General features: G+C 64.7%; 14 protein-coding genes and 1 tRNA gene. 8 read left to right on the forward strand and 7 right to left on the reverse strand.

Annotation, left to right across the window (positions count from 1 at the left end; translation table 11 throughout):
- Positions 1-44 precede the first annotated feature (44 nt).
- Complete coding sequence (locus tag AAG813_RS02520) at positions 45-494, forward strand: YbaN family protein (protein WP_341911496.1); 450 nt, start codon at positions 45-47, stop codon at positions 492-494.
- Between the two features lie 5 nt (positions 495-499).
- Here AAG813_RS02520 and ligA read toward each other — a convergent pair whose 3' ends face one another.
- From ligA to smc, 3 genes are read right to left on the reverse strand one after another with little or no spacing between them, the layout of a single operon-like run.
- Positions 500-2602: an NAD-dependent DNA ligase LigA gene (gene ligA, locus AAG813_RS02525; RefSeq protein ID WP_341911498.1), complete on the reverse strand. Its 2103-nt coding sequence runs from the start codon at positions 2600-2602 to the stop codon at positions 500-502.
- Between the two features lie 11 nt (positions 2603-2613).
- Positions 2614-3675 (reverse strand): cell division protein ZipA C-terminal FtsZ-binding domain-containing protein, encoded by a 1062-nt coding sequence (locus tag AAG813_RS02530; RefSeq protein WP_341911500.1) that lies wholly within the window; start codon positions 3673-3675, stop codon positions 2614-2616.
- Between the two features lie 6 nt (positions 3676-3681).
- Positions 3682-7215 carry a chromosome segregation protein SMC gene (smc, locus tag AAG813_RS02535; protein WP_341911501.1) on the reverse strand — a complete coding sequence of 1178 codons (3534 nt, stop codon included), beginning with the start codon at positions 7213-7215 and terminating at the stop codon, positions 3682-3684.
- A gap of 346 nt (positions 7216-7561) precedes the next feature.
- On the opposite strand from smc, the gene dapC reads away from it, so the two are divergent.
- The 7 genes from dapC to AAG813_RS02570 all read left to right on the forward strand — a co-directional run bounded on the left by dapC (position 7562) and on the right by AAG813_RS02570 (position 15638).
- Complete coding sequence (gene dapC, locus AAG813_RS02540; protein ID WP_341911503.1) at positions 7562-8761, forward strand: succinyldiaminopimelate transaminase; 1200 nt, start codon at positions 7562-7564, stop codon at positions 8759-8761.
- Between the two features lie 10 nt (positions 8762-8771).
- Complete coding sequence (gene dapD / locus AAG813_RS02545) at positions 8772-9599, forward strand: 2,3,4,5-tetrahydropyridine-2,6-dicarboxylate N-succinyltransferase (protein WP_096662426.1); 828 nt, start codon at positions 8772-8774, stop codon at positions 9597-9599.
- Positions 9600-9650: 51 nt separating this feature from the next.
- Positions 9651-10847, forward strand: coding sequence for a PilT/PilU family type 4a pilus ATPase (locus AAG813_RS02550; RefSeq protein ID WP_341911616.1), 1197 nt, complete (start codon positions 9651-9653; stop codon positions 10845-10847).
- A gap of 20 nt (positions 10848-10867) precedes the next feature.
- Complete coding sequence (dapE, locus tag AAG813_RS02555) at positions 10868-12061, forward strand: succinyl-diaminopimelate desuccinylase (RefSeq protein WP_341911506.1); 1194 nt, start codon at positions 10868-10870, stop codon at positions 12059-12061.
- Complete coding sequence (gene prmB / locus AAG813_RS02560; RefSeq protein WP_341911508.1) at positions 12058-12948, forward strand: 50S ribosomal protein L3 N(5)-glutamine methyltransferase; 891 nt, start codon at positions 12058-12060, stop codon at positions 12946-12948. The genes dapE and prmB overlap by 4 nt, the downstream gene beginning before the upstream one ends.
- 72 nt (positions 12949-13020) lie before the next feature.
- A complete protein-coding gene (locus tag AAG813_RS02565; protein WP_341911510.1) occupies positions 13021-15042 on the forward strand; it encodes an ATP-binding cassette domain-containing protein in 2022 nt (673 codons plus the stop codon).
- 92 nt (positions 15043-15134) lie between these two features.
- On the forward strand, positions 15135-15638 hold the full coding sequence (locus tag AAG813_RS02570; protein WP_341911511.1) for a hypothetical protein: 504 nt from the start codon (positions 15135-15137) through the stop codon (positions 15636-15638).
- Between the two features lie 31 nt (positions 15639-15669).
- Here AAG813_RS02570 and AAG813_RS02575 read toward each other — a convergent pair whose 3' ends face one another.
- From AAG813_RS02575 to AAG813_RS02590, 4 genes are all read right to left on the reverse strand, one after another.
- Positions 15670-16089 (reverse strand): BLUF domain-containing protein, encoded by a 420-nt coding sequence (locus AAG813_RS02575; protein ID WP_341911513.1) that lies wholly within the window; start codon positions 16087-16089, stop codon positions 15670-15672.
- Positions 16090-16283: 194 nt separating this feature from the next.
- Positions 16284-16359: transfer RNA gene (locus AAG813_RS02580), tRNA-Lys, on the reverse strand.
- 80 nt (positions 16360-16439) lie between these two features.
- Positions 16440-17246, reverse strand: coding sequence for a tRNA threonylcarbamoyladenosine dehydratase (locus AAG813_RS02585; protein ID WP_341911515.1), 807 nt, complete (start codon positions 17244-17246; stop codon positions 16440-16442).
- Positions 17246-18361: a YeeE/YedE family protein gene (locus AAG813_RS02590; protein ID WP_341911517.1), complete on the reverse strand. Its 1116-nt coding sequence runs from the start codon at positions 18359-18361 to the stop codon at positions 17246-17248. The genes AAG813_RS02585 and AAG813_RS02590 overlap by 1 nt, the downstream gene beginning before the upstream one ends.
- Positions 18362-18393: the final 32 nt, after the last annotated feature.

Genomic DNA, 18393 nt, shown 5'->3' on the forward strand with positions numbered 1-18393 from the left:
GAAGTCGGGACGCTCATGCCGCCTGCGGCACGGCAAAATGGGGCATGTCCGAGCCCTCCTTCCGCCCGCCTGAGCTTCCTGCCAAGCCTCTCGCCCCGCTTCCCCTGGTGACGCGCTGGGCGCTGCTGGTTCTGGCCCTGCTGAGCCTGGCCCTGGGCGTGATCGGCATCTTTGTGCCGGTGATGCCGACCGTTCCCTTCATCCTGTTGTCGGCCTGGGCCGCGACGCGCAGTTCGCCGCGACTGCTGGCCTGGCTGGAAAGCCACACCGCCTTCGGGCCCATGCTGGTTGAGTGGCGCCGCGGCGGCGTGGTGCGCCGGCGTGCCAAATGGATGGCCACGGCGGCCATGGGGGCCAGCGCCGCTTTCATGCTGGTGGTGGTACCAAAACGCTGGGTGGCCTTGCTCGCCATCGGCTGCATGGTCGCCGTGCTGGCCTGGCTATGGCGCCGGCCGGAACACCTCAGCGACGAAGCTGCGCCGCCGGAAACTTGAAGGCGTCAGTCCGCGGGAGCGGCCAGCATGGCCAGCAGGGCTGCTTCGTCGATGATGGCCACACCCAGCGCCTGGGCCTTGGTCAGCTTGCTGCCGGCTTCCGTGCCGGCGACCACGAAGTCGGTTTTTTTGCTGACCGACCCGGCCACCTTGCCGCCTGCGGCCTCGACCCGGTCCTTGGCCTCGTCGCGGCTCAGCGTCGGCAGGGTGCCGGTGATCACAAACGTCTTGCCCGACAGCGGTTGCGGCGCACGTACCGCCGGCTCCCCCTCCGGCCAGGTGACGCCGCAGGCGCGCAACTGTTCGACCACCTCGCGGTTGTGCGGCTGGTCGAAGAAGGTGCGTATGCTCTGGGCGACGATGGGGCCGACATCGCTGACCTCGAGCAGTTGCTCCTCGGTCGCGTCCATGACCGCGTCGAGGCTGCCGAAATGGCGCGCCAGTTCCTTGGCCGTGGCCTCCCCGACATGCCGGATGCCCAGGCCGAACAGGAAACGCGGCAAGGTCGTCTGCTTGGACTTTTCAAGGGCCTCGAGCAGGTTGTTGGCCGATTTGTCGGCCATGCGCTCCAGGCCGGCCAGCGCCGTCAGGCCCAGGCGGTAGAGGTCCGGCAGGGTGCGGACCACACCGGCGTCGACCAGTTGCTCGACGAGTTTGTCGCCCAGACCCTCGATCTCGACCGCGCGCCGGTGCGCGTAATGCAGGATGGCTTCCTTGCGCTGGGCCGCGCAGAAGAGTCCGCCGGTGCATCGGTAGTCGGCCTCGCCCTCTTCGCGCACGGCGTCCGAGCCGCACACCGGGCAGGTGCGTGGCATGGTGAACTGCGGCGCGTGCTGTGTCCGTTTGTCCAGCAGCACGCTGACCACCTCGGGGATCACGTCGCCGGCGCGGCGCACGATCACCGTGTCGCCGATACGCACGTCCTTGCGCCTGGCCTCGTCCTCGTTGTGCAGCGTGGCGTTGGTCACGGTCACGCCGCCGACGAACACCGGCGCCAGCTTGGCCACCGGCGTGAGTTTGCCGGTGCGGCCCACCTGCACGTCTATCGCCAGCACGGTGGTCATCTGCTCCTGGGCAGGGTACTTGTGCGCCACCGCCCAGCGCGGCTCGCGCGTGACAAAACCGAGCTTTTTCTGCAAGGCCAGGCTGTTGACCTTGTAGACCACGCCGTCGATGTCATAGGGCAGCTGGTCGCGCTCGCGCCCCATCTTCTCGTGAAATGCTATCAATTCAGAAGCGCCTTGCGCAGTCTGCGTCTGGGCTGCGACCGGAAAACCCCATGATTTGAGGGTCAGCAGCAGCTGGAAGTGGGTCTCAAAATCCGGCCCGCCCTCCTGCGGCGGCGTGACTTCGCCGACGCCGTAGGCAAAAAAGCTCAGCGGGCGCTGCGCGGCAATCGCCGGGTCCAGCTGGCGCACCGCACCGGCGGCCGCATTGCGCGGGTTCACAAAGGTTTTTTCGCCCTTCGCACCCTTGGCGATTTTTTCGCGCTGCCGCTCGTTGAGCGACTCGAAATGGTCGCGGCGCATGTAGACCTCGCCGCGTACTTCCAGCACCGGCGGGGCATCCTTCGGCAAACGCAACGGGATTTGCCGTATCGTGCGGATGTTCTGCGTCACGTCCTCGCCGGTTTCGCCGTCGCCGCGTGTCGCCGCCTGCACCAGCACGCCCTGCTCGTAGCGCAGGTTGATCGCCAGGCCGTCGAACTTGAGTTCGGCCACATATTCCACCGGCGGATCGCCCTCGCCCAGGCCCAGCTCCTTGCGCACGCGGACATCGAAATTTCGTGCCCCCGTCGCCTCGGTGTCGGTTTCGGTGCGGATGCTCAGCATGGGCACGGCATGGCGCACGCTGGCGAACTGGTCCAGCGGCTTGCCACCCACCCGCCGGGTCGGCGAATCCGGGCTGGCCAGTTCGGGGTGCTGTGCTTCCAGCGCCTGCAGTTCCCGGAACAGCCGGTCGTATTCAGCGTCGGGAATGGTTGGCTCGTCGAGCACGTAGTAGCGGTGCGCGTGTTCGTCGAGCTGGGCGCGCAGGGCAGCGGCGCGTTCGGCGGGCGAAGGCTTCTTCCGCGGCTCAGGCGGCGCAAACATGTCGGGGGTGACCATGGGAGGAAAACTCAGGAGAACAGGCGCCGGCCCAGCGCCGAGCCGGCCGGCATGTCGCGGCCTTCCAGCGTGTCGTAGAGCTGCTCGAGGTCGGCGTGGATGATTTCCATGGCCTCGGGCCGGATCGGCTGGCCCTGGTCGTCGATGATCACGCCGTCCATGCTGGTGGCCAGCGCGATCGCGGCCTCGCACATGCGCACAAACGGCTGCTCGGAACGCAGCACCTGCGGCACGTCCAGCGACAGCGTGAGTTCGCGCAGGGCGGTCTGCTCCGGGTCCTCGGCCATGGCCGCCTGCGTGTCGAAGGCCAGCCCGAGGATGGGCGCATGGCCGGACTCGCTGGCCGGCAGCACCATGCGGCCGGGAATGGAGCCGGTGACAAAACCGAGCTTGGCGGCGCTCTGGTGCACATAGCCGGGGCTCCAGGCGGTGTTTTTTGCGCGCAGCGTGAAGCTCAGCTGCGCATCATGGGCGCTGGCAAAGTTGTCCAGTTCGCGGGCCCGGGCGACCTCGTCGAGCATGTCGGGAAACTCGGGCTGGCCGTCAATCGCATCGGCAAAGGCCTGCGCCTTGATGACAAATTCCGAAAACTCGATCTGGTTCAGCGCGCCGGTGCGGTTGGCCAGCTGCACGCCGGCCTGGAAGGCGCTGTAGCGCTGGCCCGCAAACGGGGTTTCCCAGGCGCCGGTCGCGGCATTCAGGCCTTCCACCGCAAACGGCTTGCTGCCGGCACGGCGCGTGGCGGGCATGGCTGCCAGCGCGGCCTCGCCCGACACCGGCACGTCCACCAGAATCGGCGCAATGACGTCGATCAGTGCATCGAGCCCGGGTTTTTTCTCGGGCACGGTCATGGCGGTCAGCGCGTCGAGGCCGGAGTCGCGGTCAAAACCGGGCTCCCGGCGCTCCGGCGCGGTGTCAAAGGAAGGCTCGCCGACCGGCTCCACCGGCGCGGTCGCCGGGTCGGGCGTGGCGCGCCGCGGCAGGTTCTTGCGGGCGGACCAGGTGCTGTGCGCCACCACGATGGCAAGAATCAAACCGCCAAGAATGGCCAAACTGATCTGGAGTGTGCTCATCTTTATTTACGCTGCTTCAGCGAAACCAAGCGCTGCTTCCATGTCGACGGCGACGATGCGCGAAACGCCCTGCTCCTGCATGGTCACGCCGATCAGCTGTTCGGCCATTTCCATGGCGATCTTGTTGTGGCTGATGAACAGGAACTGGGTTTCCTTGCTCATGCTGGCCACCAGCTTGGCGTAACGCTCGGTGTTGGCGTCGTCCAGCGGCGCGTCGACCTCGTCGAGCAGGCAGAACGGTGCCGGGTTGAGCTGGAAAATCGCGAACACCAGCGCAATCGCGGTCAGGGCTTTTTCGCCGCCCGACAGCAGGTGGATGGTCTGGTTTTTCTTGCCGGGTGGTTGGGCCAGCACCTGCACGCCGGCGTCGAGGATTTCCTCGCCGGTCATCATCAGTTTGGCGTTGCCGCCGCCGAACAGGCGCGGGAACATCTCGCCGAAATGCCGGTTCACCGTCTCGAAGGTGCTCGACAGCAGGTCGCGCGTTTCGGCGTCGATCTTCTTGATCGCGTCTTCCAGCGTGGTCATGGCCTCGTTCAGGTCGGCCGACTGCGCGTCGAGAAACTGCTTGCGTTCGCGGGCGCTGGCCAGCTCGTCGAGCGCGGCCAGGTTCACCGCGCCCAGGGACTGGATCTCGCGGTTGCTGCGGTCGATCTCGCCCTGCAGGCCGGTCAGGCGCACATTGCCGGTCTGGATGGATTCTTCAACGGCAGCCAGGTCGGCCTGCGCGTCTGCCAGCAGTTGGGCGTACTGCTCGAAGCCCAGGCGTGCGGCCTGCTCCTTGAGCTGGAACTCGGTGATGCGCTGGCGCAGCGGCTCGAGTTCGCGTTCGAGCTGCAGCCGCCGCTCGTCGCTGGCGCGCAGCTTGGTGGTCAGGTCGTCGTACTGGCTGCGTTTGGCGCCGAGGTCGGCCTCGCGCTCCAGCTTGACGTTGAGCGCGTCCTGCAGGCCGGCCTGGGCCGCAGCGTCCGTCAGGCGCGAAAGCTCTTCTTTGGCGCGCTCTTCCTCGCCGGCGATCGACGCGGCCTGCTGCGCAGCAATATCGATGGAGCGCGTCAGTTCATCGCGGCGCGAGGCCAGGCTGCGCAGCGCAAATTGCGCTTCCTGCGACTGGCGCTCCAGCGCGCGCTGCTGCTCGCGTGATTCGTTGAGTTTGCGTTCGGCCTCGATGACGCGGTCGTCGAGCTGGGCGTGGCGCTCCTGGCTGTCGGCCAGCTGCATGTCCAGCTCTTCAAAACGCCCTTCGGCCGTCACCCTGCGCTCCTGCAGGTCGTTCATCTGCGCGTCGATTTCAGCGAGGTCACCGGCGATCTGCTCGCTGCGCGCGCGCGTCTGTTCGGCCAGCTGGGTCAGGCGCAGCACCTCGACCTGCAGCTCGTGCGTGCGGCTCTGGCCTTCGGCGGCCTCGCGGCGTGCGGTGGCCAGGCGCTGGGCCGCATCGGCATACGCCGCTTCGGCGCGAATCAGGGCACTGCGTGCCTCGTCGCTGATCAGGGCCTGGGCGCGCAGCTGTTTTTCGAGGTTTTCGATTTCCTGGGCCCGGGCCAGCAGGCCGGCCTGCTCGGAATCCTGGGCGTAAAAACTCACGCTGTGCAGGGTGACCGCGTGGCCACTTTTCACGTAAATGACTTCCCCGGCCTGCAGCTTCTGGCGCGCCGCCAGGGCTTCGTCGACGCTGGCGGCGGTCAGGCAGCCGTGCAGCCAGTCGCCCAACAGCGCCGTCTGGCCGGCATCGCCCAGACGCAGCAGATCGGCCAGGGGTTTCAGGCCACTTGGAGACGCGCTGGCCGGTGTGGCGGCCGTTGGCGGCGAATAAAACGAGAGTTTGGCCGGCGGTGTGTCGCGGCCGTCGGTGCCGGCAAAACCGCGCACCATGTCCAGGCGCGAGACTTCGAGCGCGCCGAGCCGCTCACGCAGCGCGGCTTCGAGCGCGTTTTCCCAGCCCTGCTCGATGTGGATGCGGCTCCAGAGACCCTGCAGTCCATCGAGGCCATGTTTGGCCAGCCAAGGCTTGAGTTTGCCGTCGGTCTTGACCTTTTCCTGCAGCGCCTTGAGTGCTTCCATGCGCGCCGACAGGTCGGCCTGTTTCGCCGACTCGGTGTTGACGGCCTGCTGCTTGGCGCGGCGGTCTTCGTCGAGCTGGGGCACGCTGTCGGTCAGCTCGTGCAGCCTGGCTTCGGCTTCGTCCTGCGCTTCCTTGGCCGCGGCGAACTGGGTGTTCAAGTTGACGAGGCGCGCCTCGTCGGGCGCATTGAGGGCGTTTTTGTCGGCCGTCAAGCGTTCGTGGCGCAGGCCCAGGGTGCGCGACTGTTCCTCGATGTTGCGCTGGTCGGCGGCCAGCACCTGGATCTGCTGCTGCACCTGGCCGACGCTGCTGCGCTGCTCATTGGCTTTGGATTGTGCGGCGCGCAGTGCTTCTTCCAGCGCGGGCAACTGGCCGGCCTGGTCTTCACTCTGCGCGGCCAGCAGCTCGGCCTGCTCTTCGGCCTGGATGGCGCGCTCGGTCAGGGTTTCGGTTTCCAGCGCGGCCTCTTCCTTGCGCGCGGCCCACTGGCTGGTCTGTTCCTTCAGTTGCGCCAGGCGCTGCTCGACGCGTTGCCGGCCTTCGACCACAAAACGGATTTCGGCCTCGAGCCGGCCGACTTCGGCGCTGGCTTCGTAGAGCTTGCCCTGGGCCTGGTTGACCTGGTCGCCGGCGGCGTAATGCGCCTGGCGGATGGTTTCCAGGTCGGCTTCGATATGGCGCAGGTCGGCGATGCGGCTTTCGAGGTCATTGACCGACTTGGCGGCATCGGCTTTCACCTTGGCTTGGTCGGCCTCGCTTTCGGCGCGTTTGAGGAACCAGAGCTGGTGCTGCTTGAGCGTGGCGTCGGCGTGCAAGGTGTTGTAGCGCAGCGCGACCTCGGCCTGTTTCTCGAGCTTTTCGAGATTGGCATTAAGCTCGCGCAGGATGTCCTCGACGCGGGTCAGGTTCTCGCGCGTGTCGCTCAGGCGGTTGGCGGTTTCGCGCCGGCGCTCCTTGTACTTGGAGACGCCGGCCGCTTCCTCGAGGAACAGGCGCAGCTCTTCGGGTTTGGATTCGATGATGCGGCTGATCGTGCCCTGGCCGATGATGGCGTAGGCGCGCGGGCCCAGGCCGGTGCCGAGGAACACGTCCTGCACGTCGCGCCGGCGCACCGGCTGGTTGTTCAGGTAGTAGCTGGAGGTGCCATCGCGCGTGAGCACGCGCTTGACGGCAATTTCGGCGAACTGGCCCCACTGGCCGCCGGCACGGTGGTCGGCGTTGTCGAACACCAGCTCGACGCTGGAGCGGCTGGCCGGCTTGCGCAGGTTGGTGCCGTTGAAGATCACGTCCTGCATGGATTCGCCGCGCAGCTCGCTGGCCTTGCTTTCGCCGAGCACCCAGCGCACGGCATCCATGATGTTGGACTTGCCGCAGCCGTTGGGGCCGACCACACCGATCAGCTGGCCCGGCAGCACGAAATTGGTCGGCTCCGCGAACGATTTGAAGCCGGATAACTTGATTGAATTGAGACGCACGGCGGACCCTGTTTTTATTCCTGGCGCTGGAAGACCCTTGAAGCTAAGCTGTTGATTTGTATGGCACTTTTCTGGAATGCCCGGCTTGCTTCAGGCAATGCACAGGCCGCAATGTTACCCGAGCCCGACGCCCGGACCGCTGTAAAAAATGGTGACCGGCGCCGCGCAGGCCATGGTGGCGGTGGTGGCGCGCCCTTCCGTGGCCGGTTCATCCCCGAATTCATGCATCAAAATGGCCTCCAGCCCTTGTCTGTCTTGCGCAAGCAGCTATATTTTTCGTAGCAAAGCAGCTTTGGAGGCTGGCCGGCCGCCGCCCGCGCGGTGTTCACACGGGATAATCCGGGCGATGAATCCATTGTTGAAACGCCTGCAGCCCTACCCCTTCGAGCGGCTGCGCCAGCTCCACGCCGACGTCACGCCCAACCCGGCCTACCGACCCATCAGCCTGGGCATTGGCGAACCCCGGCATGCGACGCCGGAACTAATCAAGACCGCCCTGAGCGCCAGCCTGGCTGGCCTGGCCAGCTACCCGGCCACCGCCGGCGAACCCAAGCTGCGGCAGGCCATGGCCGACTGGCTGCAGCGCCGTTACGGCCTGGCGCTGGACCCGGCCACGCAGATCCTGCCGGTCAACGGCTCGCGCGAGGCGCTGTTCGCGCTGGCGCAGACCGTGATTGACCCCACGCTGACCGGCGCGACCGTGGTCAGCCCGAACCCGTTCTATCAAATCTACGAAGGTGCGGCCCTGCTGGCCGGCGCCGACACCTGGTTCGCGCCCAGCGACCCGGCGCGCAACTTCGCAGTGGACTGGGCAGCCGTGCCGCAGGAGGTCTGGGCCAAAACGCAGCTGCTGTTTGTCTGCTCGCCCGGCAACCCGACCGGCGCGGTTATGGGGCTGGACGAGTGGAAGCTGCTGTTTGAACTGAGCGACAAACACGGTTTTGTGATCGCCTCGGACGAGTGTTACAGCGAGATCTATTTCCGCGACGAACCGCCGCTGGGCTCGCTGCAGGCCGCGGCGCAGCTGGGCCGGCCCGACTTCAAAAACATCATCGCGCTGACCAGCCTGTCCAAACGCAGCAATGTGCCGGGCCTGCGCAGCGGTTTTGTCGCCGGTGACGCGGCGCTGATCAAGCCCTTTCTGCTCTACCGCACCTACCATGGCAGCGCCATGAGCCCGATCGTGCAGGCGGCCAGCATCGCCGCCTGGAACGACGAGAAACATGTGGTGGAGAACCGCGCGCAGTACCGCGAGAAGTTTGCCAAGGTCACCCCCTTGCTGGCCAGCGTCATGGACGTGGCCCTGCCCGACGCCGGGTTTTACCTGTGGGCGCAGATTCCGGCACGTTTTGACAACAACGACCCTGCGTTTTCGCGCGAGCTGCTCGCTCTTTACAATGTGGTGGTGTTGCCCGGCAGTTACCTTGCCCGCGAAGCCCGGGGCCACAACCCCGGTACCGGGCGCATCCGCATGGCGCTGGTGGCTGAAACCGCTGAATGTGTGGAAGCTGCCGAAAGAATCGTTCAATTTATCCAATCCACCTGATCTGAAAAAAATGAATCAAGACCAACTCCAAAGCATCATCAACGCCGCCTGGGAAGACCGCGCCAACCTTTCGCCGCAGGCTGCGTCCAAGGAGATCCAGGATGCGGTCGAGCACACGATTTCCGAACTCAACGGCGGCCGCCTGCGCGTCGCCACGCGCCAGGGTGTGGGCCAGTGGACCACGCACCAGTGGATCAAGAAAGCCGTGCTGCTGAGCTTTCGCCTGAAAGACAACGTGCTGATGCGCGCCGGCGACTTGGGCTTTTATGACAAGGTGCCGACCAAGTTCTCACACCTGAGCGAGCAGGAAATGAAGGAAAGCGGCGTGCGTGTGGTGCCGCCCGCCGTGGCCCGCCGCGGCAGCTACATCGCCAAGGGCGCGATCCTGATGCCCAGCTACGTGAACATCGGCGCCTATGTGGACGAAGGCACCATGGTGGACGCCTGGGCCACCGTCGGCAGTTGCGCGCAGGTCGGCAAAAACGTGCACCTGTCCGGCGGGGTCGGTCTGGGCGGCGTGCTCGAACCCCTGCAGGCCAACCCGACCATCATCGAGGACAACTGCTTCATCGGCGCACGCTCCGAGGTGGTGGAAGGCGTGATCGTCGAGGAAAACTCGGTGATTTCCATGGGTGTGTACATCGGCCAGAGCACCCCGATTTACGACCGCGAGGCGGATACCGTGACCTATGGCCGCATTCCGGCCGGTTCCGTCGTGGTGTCGGGCAACCTGCCCAAGGCCGGCGGCAAATACAGCCTGTACTGCGCCGTGATCGTCAAGAAGGTAGACGCCAAGACCCGCGCGACCACCAGCCTGAACGATCTCCTTCGTGATTGATCGCCTCCCTGACTGACTGATTGATCGGAACCGACGATGACTGCGCAGACCATGAGCACGATGGAACGTATCCTGCGTTTGATGGCCGACAAAAAGGCCTCCGACGTCTATCTGTCGGCCCATTCGCCGGCCCTCATCAAGATCAATGGCGAGGCGATTCCGATCAACAGCCAGATCCTGCCGCCCGAAGCGCCTCGCAACCTGCTGGCCGAGCTGCTGCCGCCCGAGCGCATCGAGGAGCTGGAAGAACTCGGCGAGCTCAACATGGGTTTCCCGCTGGCCGGTGTCGGCAATTTCCGCATCAGCGGTTTCAGGCAGCGCAGCACCTATGCCGCCGTGATCCGCTACGTGCCCGGTGAAATTCCGCCGCTCGAGAGCCTCAACGTGCCGCCCATCCTGGCGGACCTGATCCTGGAAAAGCGCGGGCTGCTGCTGATGGTGGGCTCCACCGGCGCCGGCAAAAGCACCACGCTGGCGTCCATGATGGACCACCGCAACGCGACCCAGTCCGGTCACATCCTGACGATCGAGGACCCGGTCGAGTTTTTGTTCACCAACAAGAAGTCGGTGGTCAACCAGCGCGAGGTCGGCAGCGACACGCAGTCGCTGCAGGTGGCGCTGAAAAACGCGCTGCGCCAGGCGCCCGACGTGATCCTGATCGGCGAGATCCGCGACCGCGAAACCATGTCGGCCGCGATTGCCTATGCGCAGTCCGGGCACCTGTGCCTGGCCACCATGCACGCCAACAACAGCTACCAGGCGCTCAACCGCATCCTGAGTTTTTACCCGGTCGAGGTGCGCAACACCATGCTCGGCGACCTCGGCGCGGCGATGAAGGCCATCGTCTCGCAGCGCCTGCTGCGCACGCAGGCGGGCGGCCGCACGCCGGCGGTGGAGGTCATGCTCAACACCAAGCTGATCTCGGAACTGATCGAGAAAGGCGACTTCTCCGGCGTCAAGGAGGCGATGGAAAAATCCATGGCCGAAGGCTCGCAGACCTTCGAGCAGGACATCGCCAAGCTGATCGTCAACGGCACCGTCACGCGCAAGGAAGGCCTGTTGCATGCCGACTCGCCGACCAACCTGATGTGGCGCCTGGAAAACGACTTTGCCATGGCCGCCAAGGCTGCAGAAGAGCCCGAAGAAGATCCGGATGACGAAGCCTCCTTCACCGAAATCACGCTCGACGTACGCCCGGACTCGGGCTCCAACTCGAAGTACGGCACCACCGGCTTCACCCCCCTGTAAATACCGCCCTGCACCGATTCATGTCCGCTACCCTCCGCCTTGCAGAACAACTGATCGCCTGCCCGTCCGTCACGCCTGACGACGCGGGTTGCCAGGCCCTCCTGGCCACACGTCTGCAGCCGCTGGGTTTTGACTGCGAAACCATCGTCAGCGGGCCGGAGCACTTCCGCGTCACCAACCTGTGGGCAACCTTCAAGGGTTTCAGGCCTGTAGCTCAGACGGGGCGGTCGCAGGCAGCTCCTGATTCGATAGCGCCGAAAACCCTGGTCTTTGCCGGTCACACCGATGTGGTGCCGACCGGCCCACTGGACCAGTGGACCAGCCCGCCGTTCACCCCCAGCCACCGCGACGGTGTGTTGTACGGGCGCGGCGCCGCCGACATGAAAAGCTCGATCGCAGCGATGGTGGTCGCCGTCGAGGAGTTCCTGACGGCCAACCCGCAACCGAATCTGTCCATCGCCTTTTTGATCACCAGCGACGAGGAAGGCCCGTCGGTGGACGGCACCGCCGTGGTGGTCCAGCAGTTGAAGGCCCGCGGCGAGGTGCTGGACTACTGCATCGTCGGCGAGCCGACCTCGGTGGACCAGCTCGGCGACATGATCAAGAACGGCCGCCGCGGCACGCTGAGCGGCAAGCTCACGGTCAAGGGCGTGCAAGGCCATATCGCCTACCCGCACCTGGCCAAAAACCCGATTCACGCCTTTGCGCCCGCGCTGGCCGAGCTGGTCGCCACCGAGTGGGATGCCGGCAATGCGTTTTTTCCAGCCACCAGCTGGCAGGTCTCGAATGTGCACGGTGGCACCGGCGCGTCCAACATCATCCCGGGCGAGCTGGTGGTGGACTTCAACTTCCGCTTTTCCACCGAATCGACCGCCGACACCCTGAAAACGCGGCTGGAAGCCATCCTGCAGCAACACAAACTCGACTACACGCTGGCCTGGACCCTGGGCGGCCAGCCCTTTCTGACCACGCCGGGCGAGCTGGTGCAGGCCGTCAGCGAGTCCATCCGTGCCGAGACCGGGCTGCAGACCGAGTTGTCAACCACCGGTGGCACCAGCGACGGGCGGTTTATCGCCAGCATCTGTCCGCAACTGATCGAGTTCGGCCCGATCAACGCCTCCATCCACAAGATTGACGAACATGTGCTGGTGAGTTCGCTGGACCCACTGAAAAACATCTACAAGGGCGTGATGGAGCGCCTGGCCGCCTTATGAGCCCGGACAGCCAACCCACGGTGCTCTCGCTGGTCGAGCATTGGGCGGACAGGCTGGAGGCTGCCGGCCTGAGCCAGGCCGACGGTTTTGGCCAGGGCACCCTCACCGCTTTCGACGAAGCCGCCTGGCTGGTGCTGTGGCGCCTTGGCTTGCCGCTGGACGAGCTCGATGAAGTGGAAAATCAGCCGGTAACCCCCGCCGATGCTGCGCAGGTAGCTCTTCTTTTGGAAGCACGCATCAGCACACGCCAACCCGCCGCCTACCTGACGAAGGAAGCCTGGCTGCAGGGTGTGCCCTTTTACGTCGATGAACGCGTGATCATTCCACGCTCCCTGATTGCCGAGCTCCTCGCCGATGGCGACATCGACCCCTGGCTGAGCGTTGACACGCGGCGCGTGCTGGACCTGTGCACCGGCAACGGCAGCCTGGCCGTGCTGGCGGCCCTGTGTTACCCGGACGTGTTGGTGGACGCGGCCGACATCAGCCCGGACGCCCTGGCGGTGGCCCGCATCAATGTGGACCGGCATCAGCTGCAGGACCGCATCACCCTGATCGAGTCCGACGGGCTCGCCGCCTGCCCCGGCCCCTACGACCTGATTCTGTGCAACCCGCCCTATGTGAATGCCGCCAGCATGGCCGCCCTGCCGGCCGAATTCAGGGCCGAGCCAGCCCTGGCGCTGGCCGGCGGCGAGGACGGCATGGACTTCATTCGAAGCCTTTTTCTAAACGCGGCCGGCCATATGAGCGAAAATGGTGTTTTGGTGCTGGAAATCGGCAACGAGCGCGAGAATTTTGAACGCGCCTTCCCGCACCTGGAACCGCTCTGGTTTGAAACCAGCGCCGGCCCCGACCAGGTTCTGCTCCTCACGCGCCAACAGCTGGCTTGAGACTTGCGTCTCGGGTCGTCATTGGGGCGCAGCGCGCCGACTGGCTATTTTTCTTGTGTCTGCTTGGTTTAAATGATTACCCTTAAAAACGTGGTGCTGCGTCGCGGCGCCAAAGTGATTCTCGACAGCGCGTCTGTCACCCTCAACCCCGGCGAAAAAGTCGGCCTGGTGGGGCGCAATGGCGCCGGCAAGTCCTCGCTGTTTGCCATGCTCAACGGCACGCTGCACGAAGACGGCGGTGAGTTCTACATCCCCGCCCAGTGGCGCATGGCACAGGTCGCCCAGGACATGCCCGAGACCGAACAAAGCGCCACCAGCTACGTCATCGAAGGCGACGTGGTGCTGCAGGCCGCGCAGGCCGAGGTCGATGCCGCCGAAGCCAGCGGCGACGGCGACCGCATGGCGCATGCCTACATGGAGCTCTACGACTCGGGCGCGCACGACGCGCCGGCGAGAGCCCAGGCGCTGATCCTCGGCCTGGGCTTCAAGCTCAGCGAGCTCGACAACCCGGTCAACAGTTTTTCCGGCGGCTGGCGCATGCGCCTGCAGCTGGCGCGCGCGCTGATGTGCCCGTCCGACCTGCTGCTGCTCGACGAACCGACCAATCACCTGGACCTGGATGCGCTGGTCTGGCTGGAAGCCTGGCTCAAGCGTTACCAGGGCACCATGCTGGTCATCAGCCATGACCGCGAGTTCCTCGATGCCGTGACCGATGTCACCGTGCACATTGAAGGCGCCAAGCTGACCCGCTACGGCGGCAACTACAGCAAGTTTGAAGACCTGCGCGCCGAGCAGATGGCGCTGCAGCAGGGTGCGTTCAACAAGCAGCAGGACAAGATTGCCCACCTGCAGAAATTCATTGCCCGTTTCAAGGCCAAGGCCAGCAAGGCCAAGCAGGCGCAAAGCCGGGTCAAGGCGCTGGACCGCATGGAGAAAATCGCACCGCTGCTGGCCGAAGCCGACTTCACCTTCGAGTTCAAGGAGCCGGCGAACCTGCCCAACCCCATGCTCTCGATGCAGCACGTCGACTTCGGCTACCCGCCGCCGGTCGATGCGCCCGCAGGCACACCACCCACCGTCATCGTGCAGAACGTCAGCAAGTCGGTGCTGGCCGGCCAGCGCATCGGCATCCTGGGTGCCAACGGCCAGGGCAAGTCCACCGTGGTCAAGACCATCGCGCGTGCACTGGCCCCCCTCAGTGGTGAGATGACTGAAGGCAAGGGCCTGAACATCGGTTACTTCGCGCAGCAGGAACTCGACGTGCTGCGCCCGGCCGACAACCCGCTGGAACACATGATCCGGCTCGTCAAGGAAGTCACCGCCGCCGGCAAAATAGGCGGCCAGCAGACCCGCGAGCAGGACTTGCGCAGCTTTCTGGGCAACTTCAATTTCGGCGGCGACATGGTCAAGCAGGCCGTCGGCAGCATGAGCGGTGGCGAAAAAGCGCGTCTCGTTCTGTGCATGATCGTCTGGCAGCGCCCCAACCTGCTGCTGCTCGATGAGCCGACCAACCACCTGGACCTGGCCACCCGTGAAGCCTTGTCGATGGCCCTCAACGAGTTTGAAGGCACGGTCATGCTGGTCAGCCACGATCGCGCCTTGTTGCGCGCGGTGTGCGACGAGTTCTGGATGGTCTCGCGTGGCGGCGTCGCGCCGTTCGACGGCGACCTCGACGACTACCAGCGTTACCTGCTCGACGAAGCCAAGCGCCAGCGAGAAGAAGCCAAAAAGTCCACCAGCACCACCGCCCCGGCTGCAGTTGCTACCAAAACAGTAGCTGTGAGCGCAGCAGTGACGCCGACTGACGCCACTTTTGATGCCAAGAAACCGGCCAGCAAGAAGGACGACGCGCAGCGCCGACAACAGCAATCGGACACGACCAAACCCTTGCGCAAGGAACTGGAAAAAATCGACGCCCGCATGCAGTCGCTGAACGCGGAGCGCGACAGCCTGCAGGCTTCGCTGGCGACCACCACCGCGCCGGCGGAGCTGGCGCAGTCCGGCAAGCGCCTGAAGGTCATAGCCAGCGAACTGGGCACGCTGGAAGAGCGCTGGCTGGAACTCACCGAGCAGATCGAAACCTCACTGGCCTGAATGGACGTCAAGCGGGCATTGAGCCGGCGTTAAGCGGAGGGGTTGGGCTTGCGGCTCTAACCCCGACGGGCATTTCGCGCTAAAGTGCATTCATGCCTACCGCCCTCCAGATGGCTTCCGACGACGCGGCCCTTGCGGCCGCGGTGATTCGCAGCCGCAAGCTTCTCAACAAACGCGCCATGGTCGCCGCCGCGGCCAGCGCCGTGCCGGTGCCCGGCCTCGACTGGGCGGTCGATGCCGCCATGCTGTCGAAGCTGATTCCTGAAATCAACCGGGAGTTTGGCCTCACGCCGCAGCAACTCGACCGGCTCGATCCCACAAAGCGCGAGCAGGTCCAGAAAGCGGTCACCCTGGTCGGCTCGGTCCTGATCGGCAAGCTCATCTCCAGAGACCTGATCCTCAAGGCCGCCACCAAAATCGGCATGCGCCTGACCACCAAACAACTCGCCAAATACGTGCCCTTCGCGGGCCAGATCGTTGCGGCCACCGTCGGTTATGCAGCGATCCGGTACCTTGGCGAGGAGCACATGAAGGACTGCATCCGGGTGGCGCAGCAGGCCCAGCTGGAAGTGCCACTGCTGGGTTACACCGCCTGAGAAGACCGCGGCACTGCGGCGCCGACAGGGATCAGGGAAGGGCCTGAAGCCGGGAGAAAAATACATTCATGAGGCTGGCGAAGGCCTCATTGGGAACGGTTTCCTTGCGGTGCGCATCGAGCTCGGCGATGTGCACCAGTTCCATCGGAAGCGCCTGCAACGCAGCCATGGACACACCCTCGAACAATCGCCCGGCAGCGGTTGTGATGTACACAATCCGGCAATTGCGGTGCCGGTGGTCGGCCATGACCTGCACATATTTTTCGAGCACGCCACGTTCGGGACCCTCGAGGACCTGTGCAAACACGCCACCGCCGAAAACGAGGATTCCGGTGAGGCCGAGCGTTGGATTGTTTTTTTCCGCACTCTTGAGGATGGCGGTGATGGCCTCTTCGTCGAGGCCTTCTGCAGCGTCACTGATGTAAAGAAGTCTGAGGATGGGGGTGTTCATGCGTTGAGCATGCCATCCATCGCATCGTGAATGAGGCGACTTCTGAAGCATGTACCTTTCAGCGCTGATTTTGCATTGAATTGCGCTCGGCCGTGCCCGTTGATCCGCCCTGCGGCGAAAGCATGCCCATGAAACCGCCACTTTCGTACCCAAAGAAAAAGCGCCTGACTTTGCAGTCAGGCGCTTTAAAAATTTGGTGGGGCCTGCGGGGGTCGAACCCACGACAAACGGATTAAAAGTCCGCTGCTCTACCAACTGAGCTAAGGCCCCAAGGATTTCTCCCTGGTCTGTACTGCACGTGATGCAGAACAGCCTCAAATTATAGCGTCATTTTTTGGCTCTTTAAAAAACTACTCAGCAATTTTGTTGAGCACCCAACCTGCAGCGCACAAACCGAAGGCCGATGTCACGCTGACCACCGATCCATACCCATGGCAATTGAGGCTGCCGTCGCTCGATGCGTCGTCCTCGATGTCACAGGCATCCAGTGCAACGTCAACCCCAGTGGCCGGGGCAGCGGGCTGCATCACTGCCTCGCGGCTGAACACGCAGGCCACGCCGATTTTTCCCTTGCGCGCTGCGCCCTGCTCCTTGCGCAGGCGGTAACGCAGTTGCGCGAGCAGCGGGTCATGCGTGACCAGCGACAGGTCTTCAATATCGACCTTGTGCGCGTGGCGCTTGCCGCCAGCCGCACCGACGCTGATGAAGTTGACCTTGTGGCGCATCGCCCAGGCGGCCATGGCGGTTTTGGCGCGAACCTGGTCGCAGGCATCGATGACCGACACCTGGCCGTGACCGTATGCCTCCAGCCCGGCAATCGCCGGCCAGTTGGCGGCATCGACAAACTCTTCGATGCAATGCACCGCACAACCGGGATGGATGTGCGTGATGCGTTCGCGCATCGCCTGGACCTTGGCCTGCCCCAGCGTGGTGTCGAGCGCGTGGATCTGGCGGTTGATGTTGGACTCGGCGATATGGTCCAGGTCAATCAGGGTCAAGCTCGCCACGCCACTGCGTGCCAGGGCTTCGGCGGCCCAGGAACCCACGCCGCCCAGGCCCACCACCACCACATGGGCCGCACGAATTTTTTTTGCGGCTGCCACACCATACAGGCGTGCCAGTCCGCCGAAGCGCCGCTCCAGGTCGGCAGGGACCATCAAGCGCTGCGCTCCAGCCGCCAGATCTGGTATTTCAGACCGGCCACACAGCCGGCCAGGATGGCCGCCACCGCGACGATGCTGGTGGCGCTCAGGGTGGAGAGGCCCGACAACCCCTGGCCTATCGTGCAGCCCATGGCCGTCACGCCGCCCACCCCCATGAGCACGGCCCCCACCAGGTGGTTGCCCGTGTCTTCGGCATCGCGAAAACCTTCCCAGCGAAAACTGCGAGACAACAGCGAATACAAAGCCGAACCGACAACCACGCCAAACACCGACACGATGCCTATGGTCAGCAGTTTGCTTTTGTCGCTGAAAAACATGAGCCAGTCGACCGTGTAGGCCACCGGCGAGACAAAACTCAGCGCTTCGATGCGGCCGGAGTTGGTTGCCAGAAAGGTTTCTTCCAGGGTCTCGGGATGCTCGGCAACATAAGCGAGATGGCCGCTGACCCACCACATGCCGACAATCACCGCACCGATGCCAAAGCCGGCCAGCAGATTGTCAAAACGGCGGAATCCGGAACCCGCCAGCGCCCAGACAATCAACCCGCCACCCAGCACCAGCGCAAGCACCAGTCCGGCGAGGGCGGGCGAGACACCGGCAACACTCGCAGCCCAGGTGGGCAAGGCGGCGTTGGCCGAGAAATCGACGGCAACGCGGTCCACCGTGGCGACGCGCACCACGGCCGTGATGCCCTTGAGGGTGGCAAATGCGGCCACTGCCATGACCAAAAACACCACCAGCGACTTGAGGTTGCCGCCGCCCATGCGGACCAGTGTCTTGCTGCCGCAGCCCGATGCCAGCACCATGCCAAAACCGAACAGCAGGCCGCCGACCAGCGCGGACAGCCAGATGAAGCGGTTCGAGGCATACAGCGTTTTGCCCGGATCAATCAGCCCGCCGGCCGCCATCGCATAAAAGCCGATCATGGCCACGCCGACGGCCAGGCCCCACATGCGCATGCGCGTCCAGTCGCCCATGTTGACGATGTCGCTGACCGCGCCCATCGTGCAGAAGTGGGTACGCTGGGCAATGGCACCAAAAAGCGCCGCCAGAATGAAGGCCGCCCAGAGAACCTGGGCGGTGAGTGTGTTGAGCTGGGAGATATCCATCGCCCGATTTTAGGGGCTGCGCACGAAGTGCG

The organism is Polaromonas sp. YR568 (genome assembly GCF_943371715.1).
Classification (GTDB): Bacteria; Pseudomonadota; Gammaproteobacteria; order Burkholderiales; family Burkholderiaceae_C; genus Polaromonas.

Excerpts from the sequence above, each read along its gene's own strand:
- AAG813_RS02520 (WP_341911496.1), top strand. The coding sequence starts at position 45 with ATGTCCGAGCCCTCCTTCCGCCCGCCTGAGCTTCCTGCCAAGCCTCTC.
- ligA (WP_341911498.1), bottom strand. The coding sequence starts at position 2,602 with ATGGTCACCCCCGACATGTTTGCGCCGCCTGAGCCGCGGAAGAAGCCT.
- AAG813_RS02530 (WP_341911500.1), bottom strand. The coding sequence starts at position 3,675 with ATGAGCACACTCCAGATCAGTTTGGCCATTCTTGGCGGTTTGATTCTT.
- dapC (WP_341911503.1), top strand. The coding sequence starts at position 7,562 with ATGAATCCATTGTTGAAACGCCTGCAGCCCTACCCCTTCGAGCGGCTG.
- dapD (WP_096662426.1), top strand. The coding sequence starts at position 8,772 with ATGAATCAAGACCAACTCCAAAGCATCATCAACGCCGCCTGGGAAGAC.
- AAG813_RS02550 (WP_341911616.1), top strand. The coding sequence starts at position 9,651 with ATGAGCACGATGGAACGTATCCTGCGTTTGATGGCCGACAAAAAGGCC.
- dapE (WP_341911506.1), top strand. The coding sequence starts at position 10,868 with ATGTCCGCTACCCTCCGCCTTGCAGAACAACTGATCGCCTGCCCGTCC.
- prmB (WP_341911508.1), top strand. The coding sequence starts at position 12,058 with ATGAGCCCGGACAGCCAACCCACGGTGCTCTCGCTGGTCGAGCATTGG.
- AAG813_RS02565 (WP_341911510.1), top strand. The coding sequence starts at position 13,021 with ATGATTACCCTTAAAAACGTGGTGCTGCGTCGCGGCGCCAAAGTGATT.
- AAG813_RS02570 (WP_341911511.1), top strand. The coding sequence starts at position 15,135 with ATGCCTACCGCCCTCCAGATGGCTTCCGACGACGCGGCCCTTGCGGCC.
- AAG813_RS02575 (WP_341911513.1), bottom strand. The coding sequence starts at position 16,089 with ATGAACACCCCCATCCTCAGACTTCTTTACATCAGTGACGCTGCAGAA.
- AAG813_RS02585 (WP_341911515.1), bottom strand. The coding sequence starts at position 17,246 with ATGGTCCCTGCCGACCTGGAGCGGCGCTTCGGCGGACTGGCACGCCTG.
- AAG813_RS02590 (WP_341911517.1), bottom strand. The coding sequence starts at position 18,361 with ATGGATATCTCCCAGCTCAACACACTCACCGCCCAGGTTCTCTGGGCG.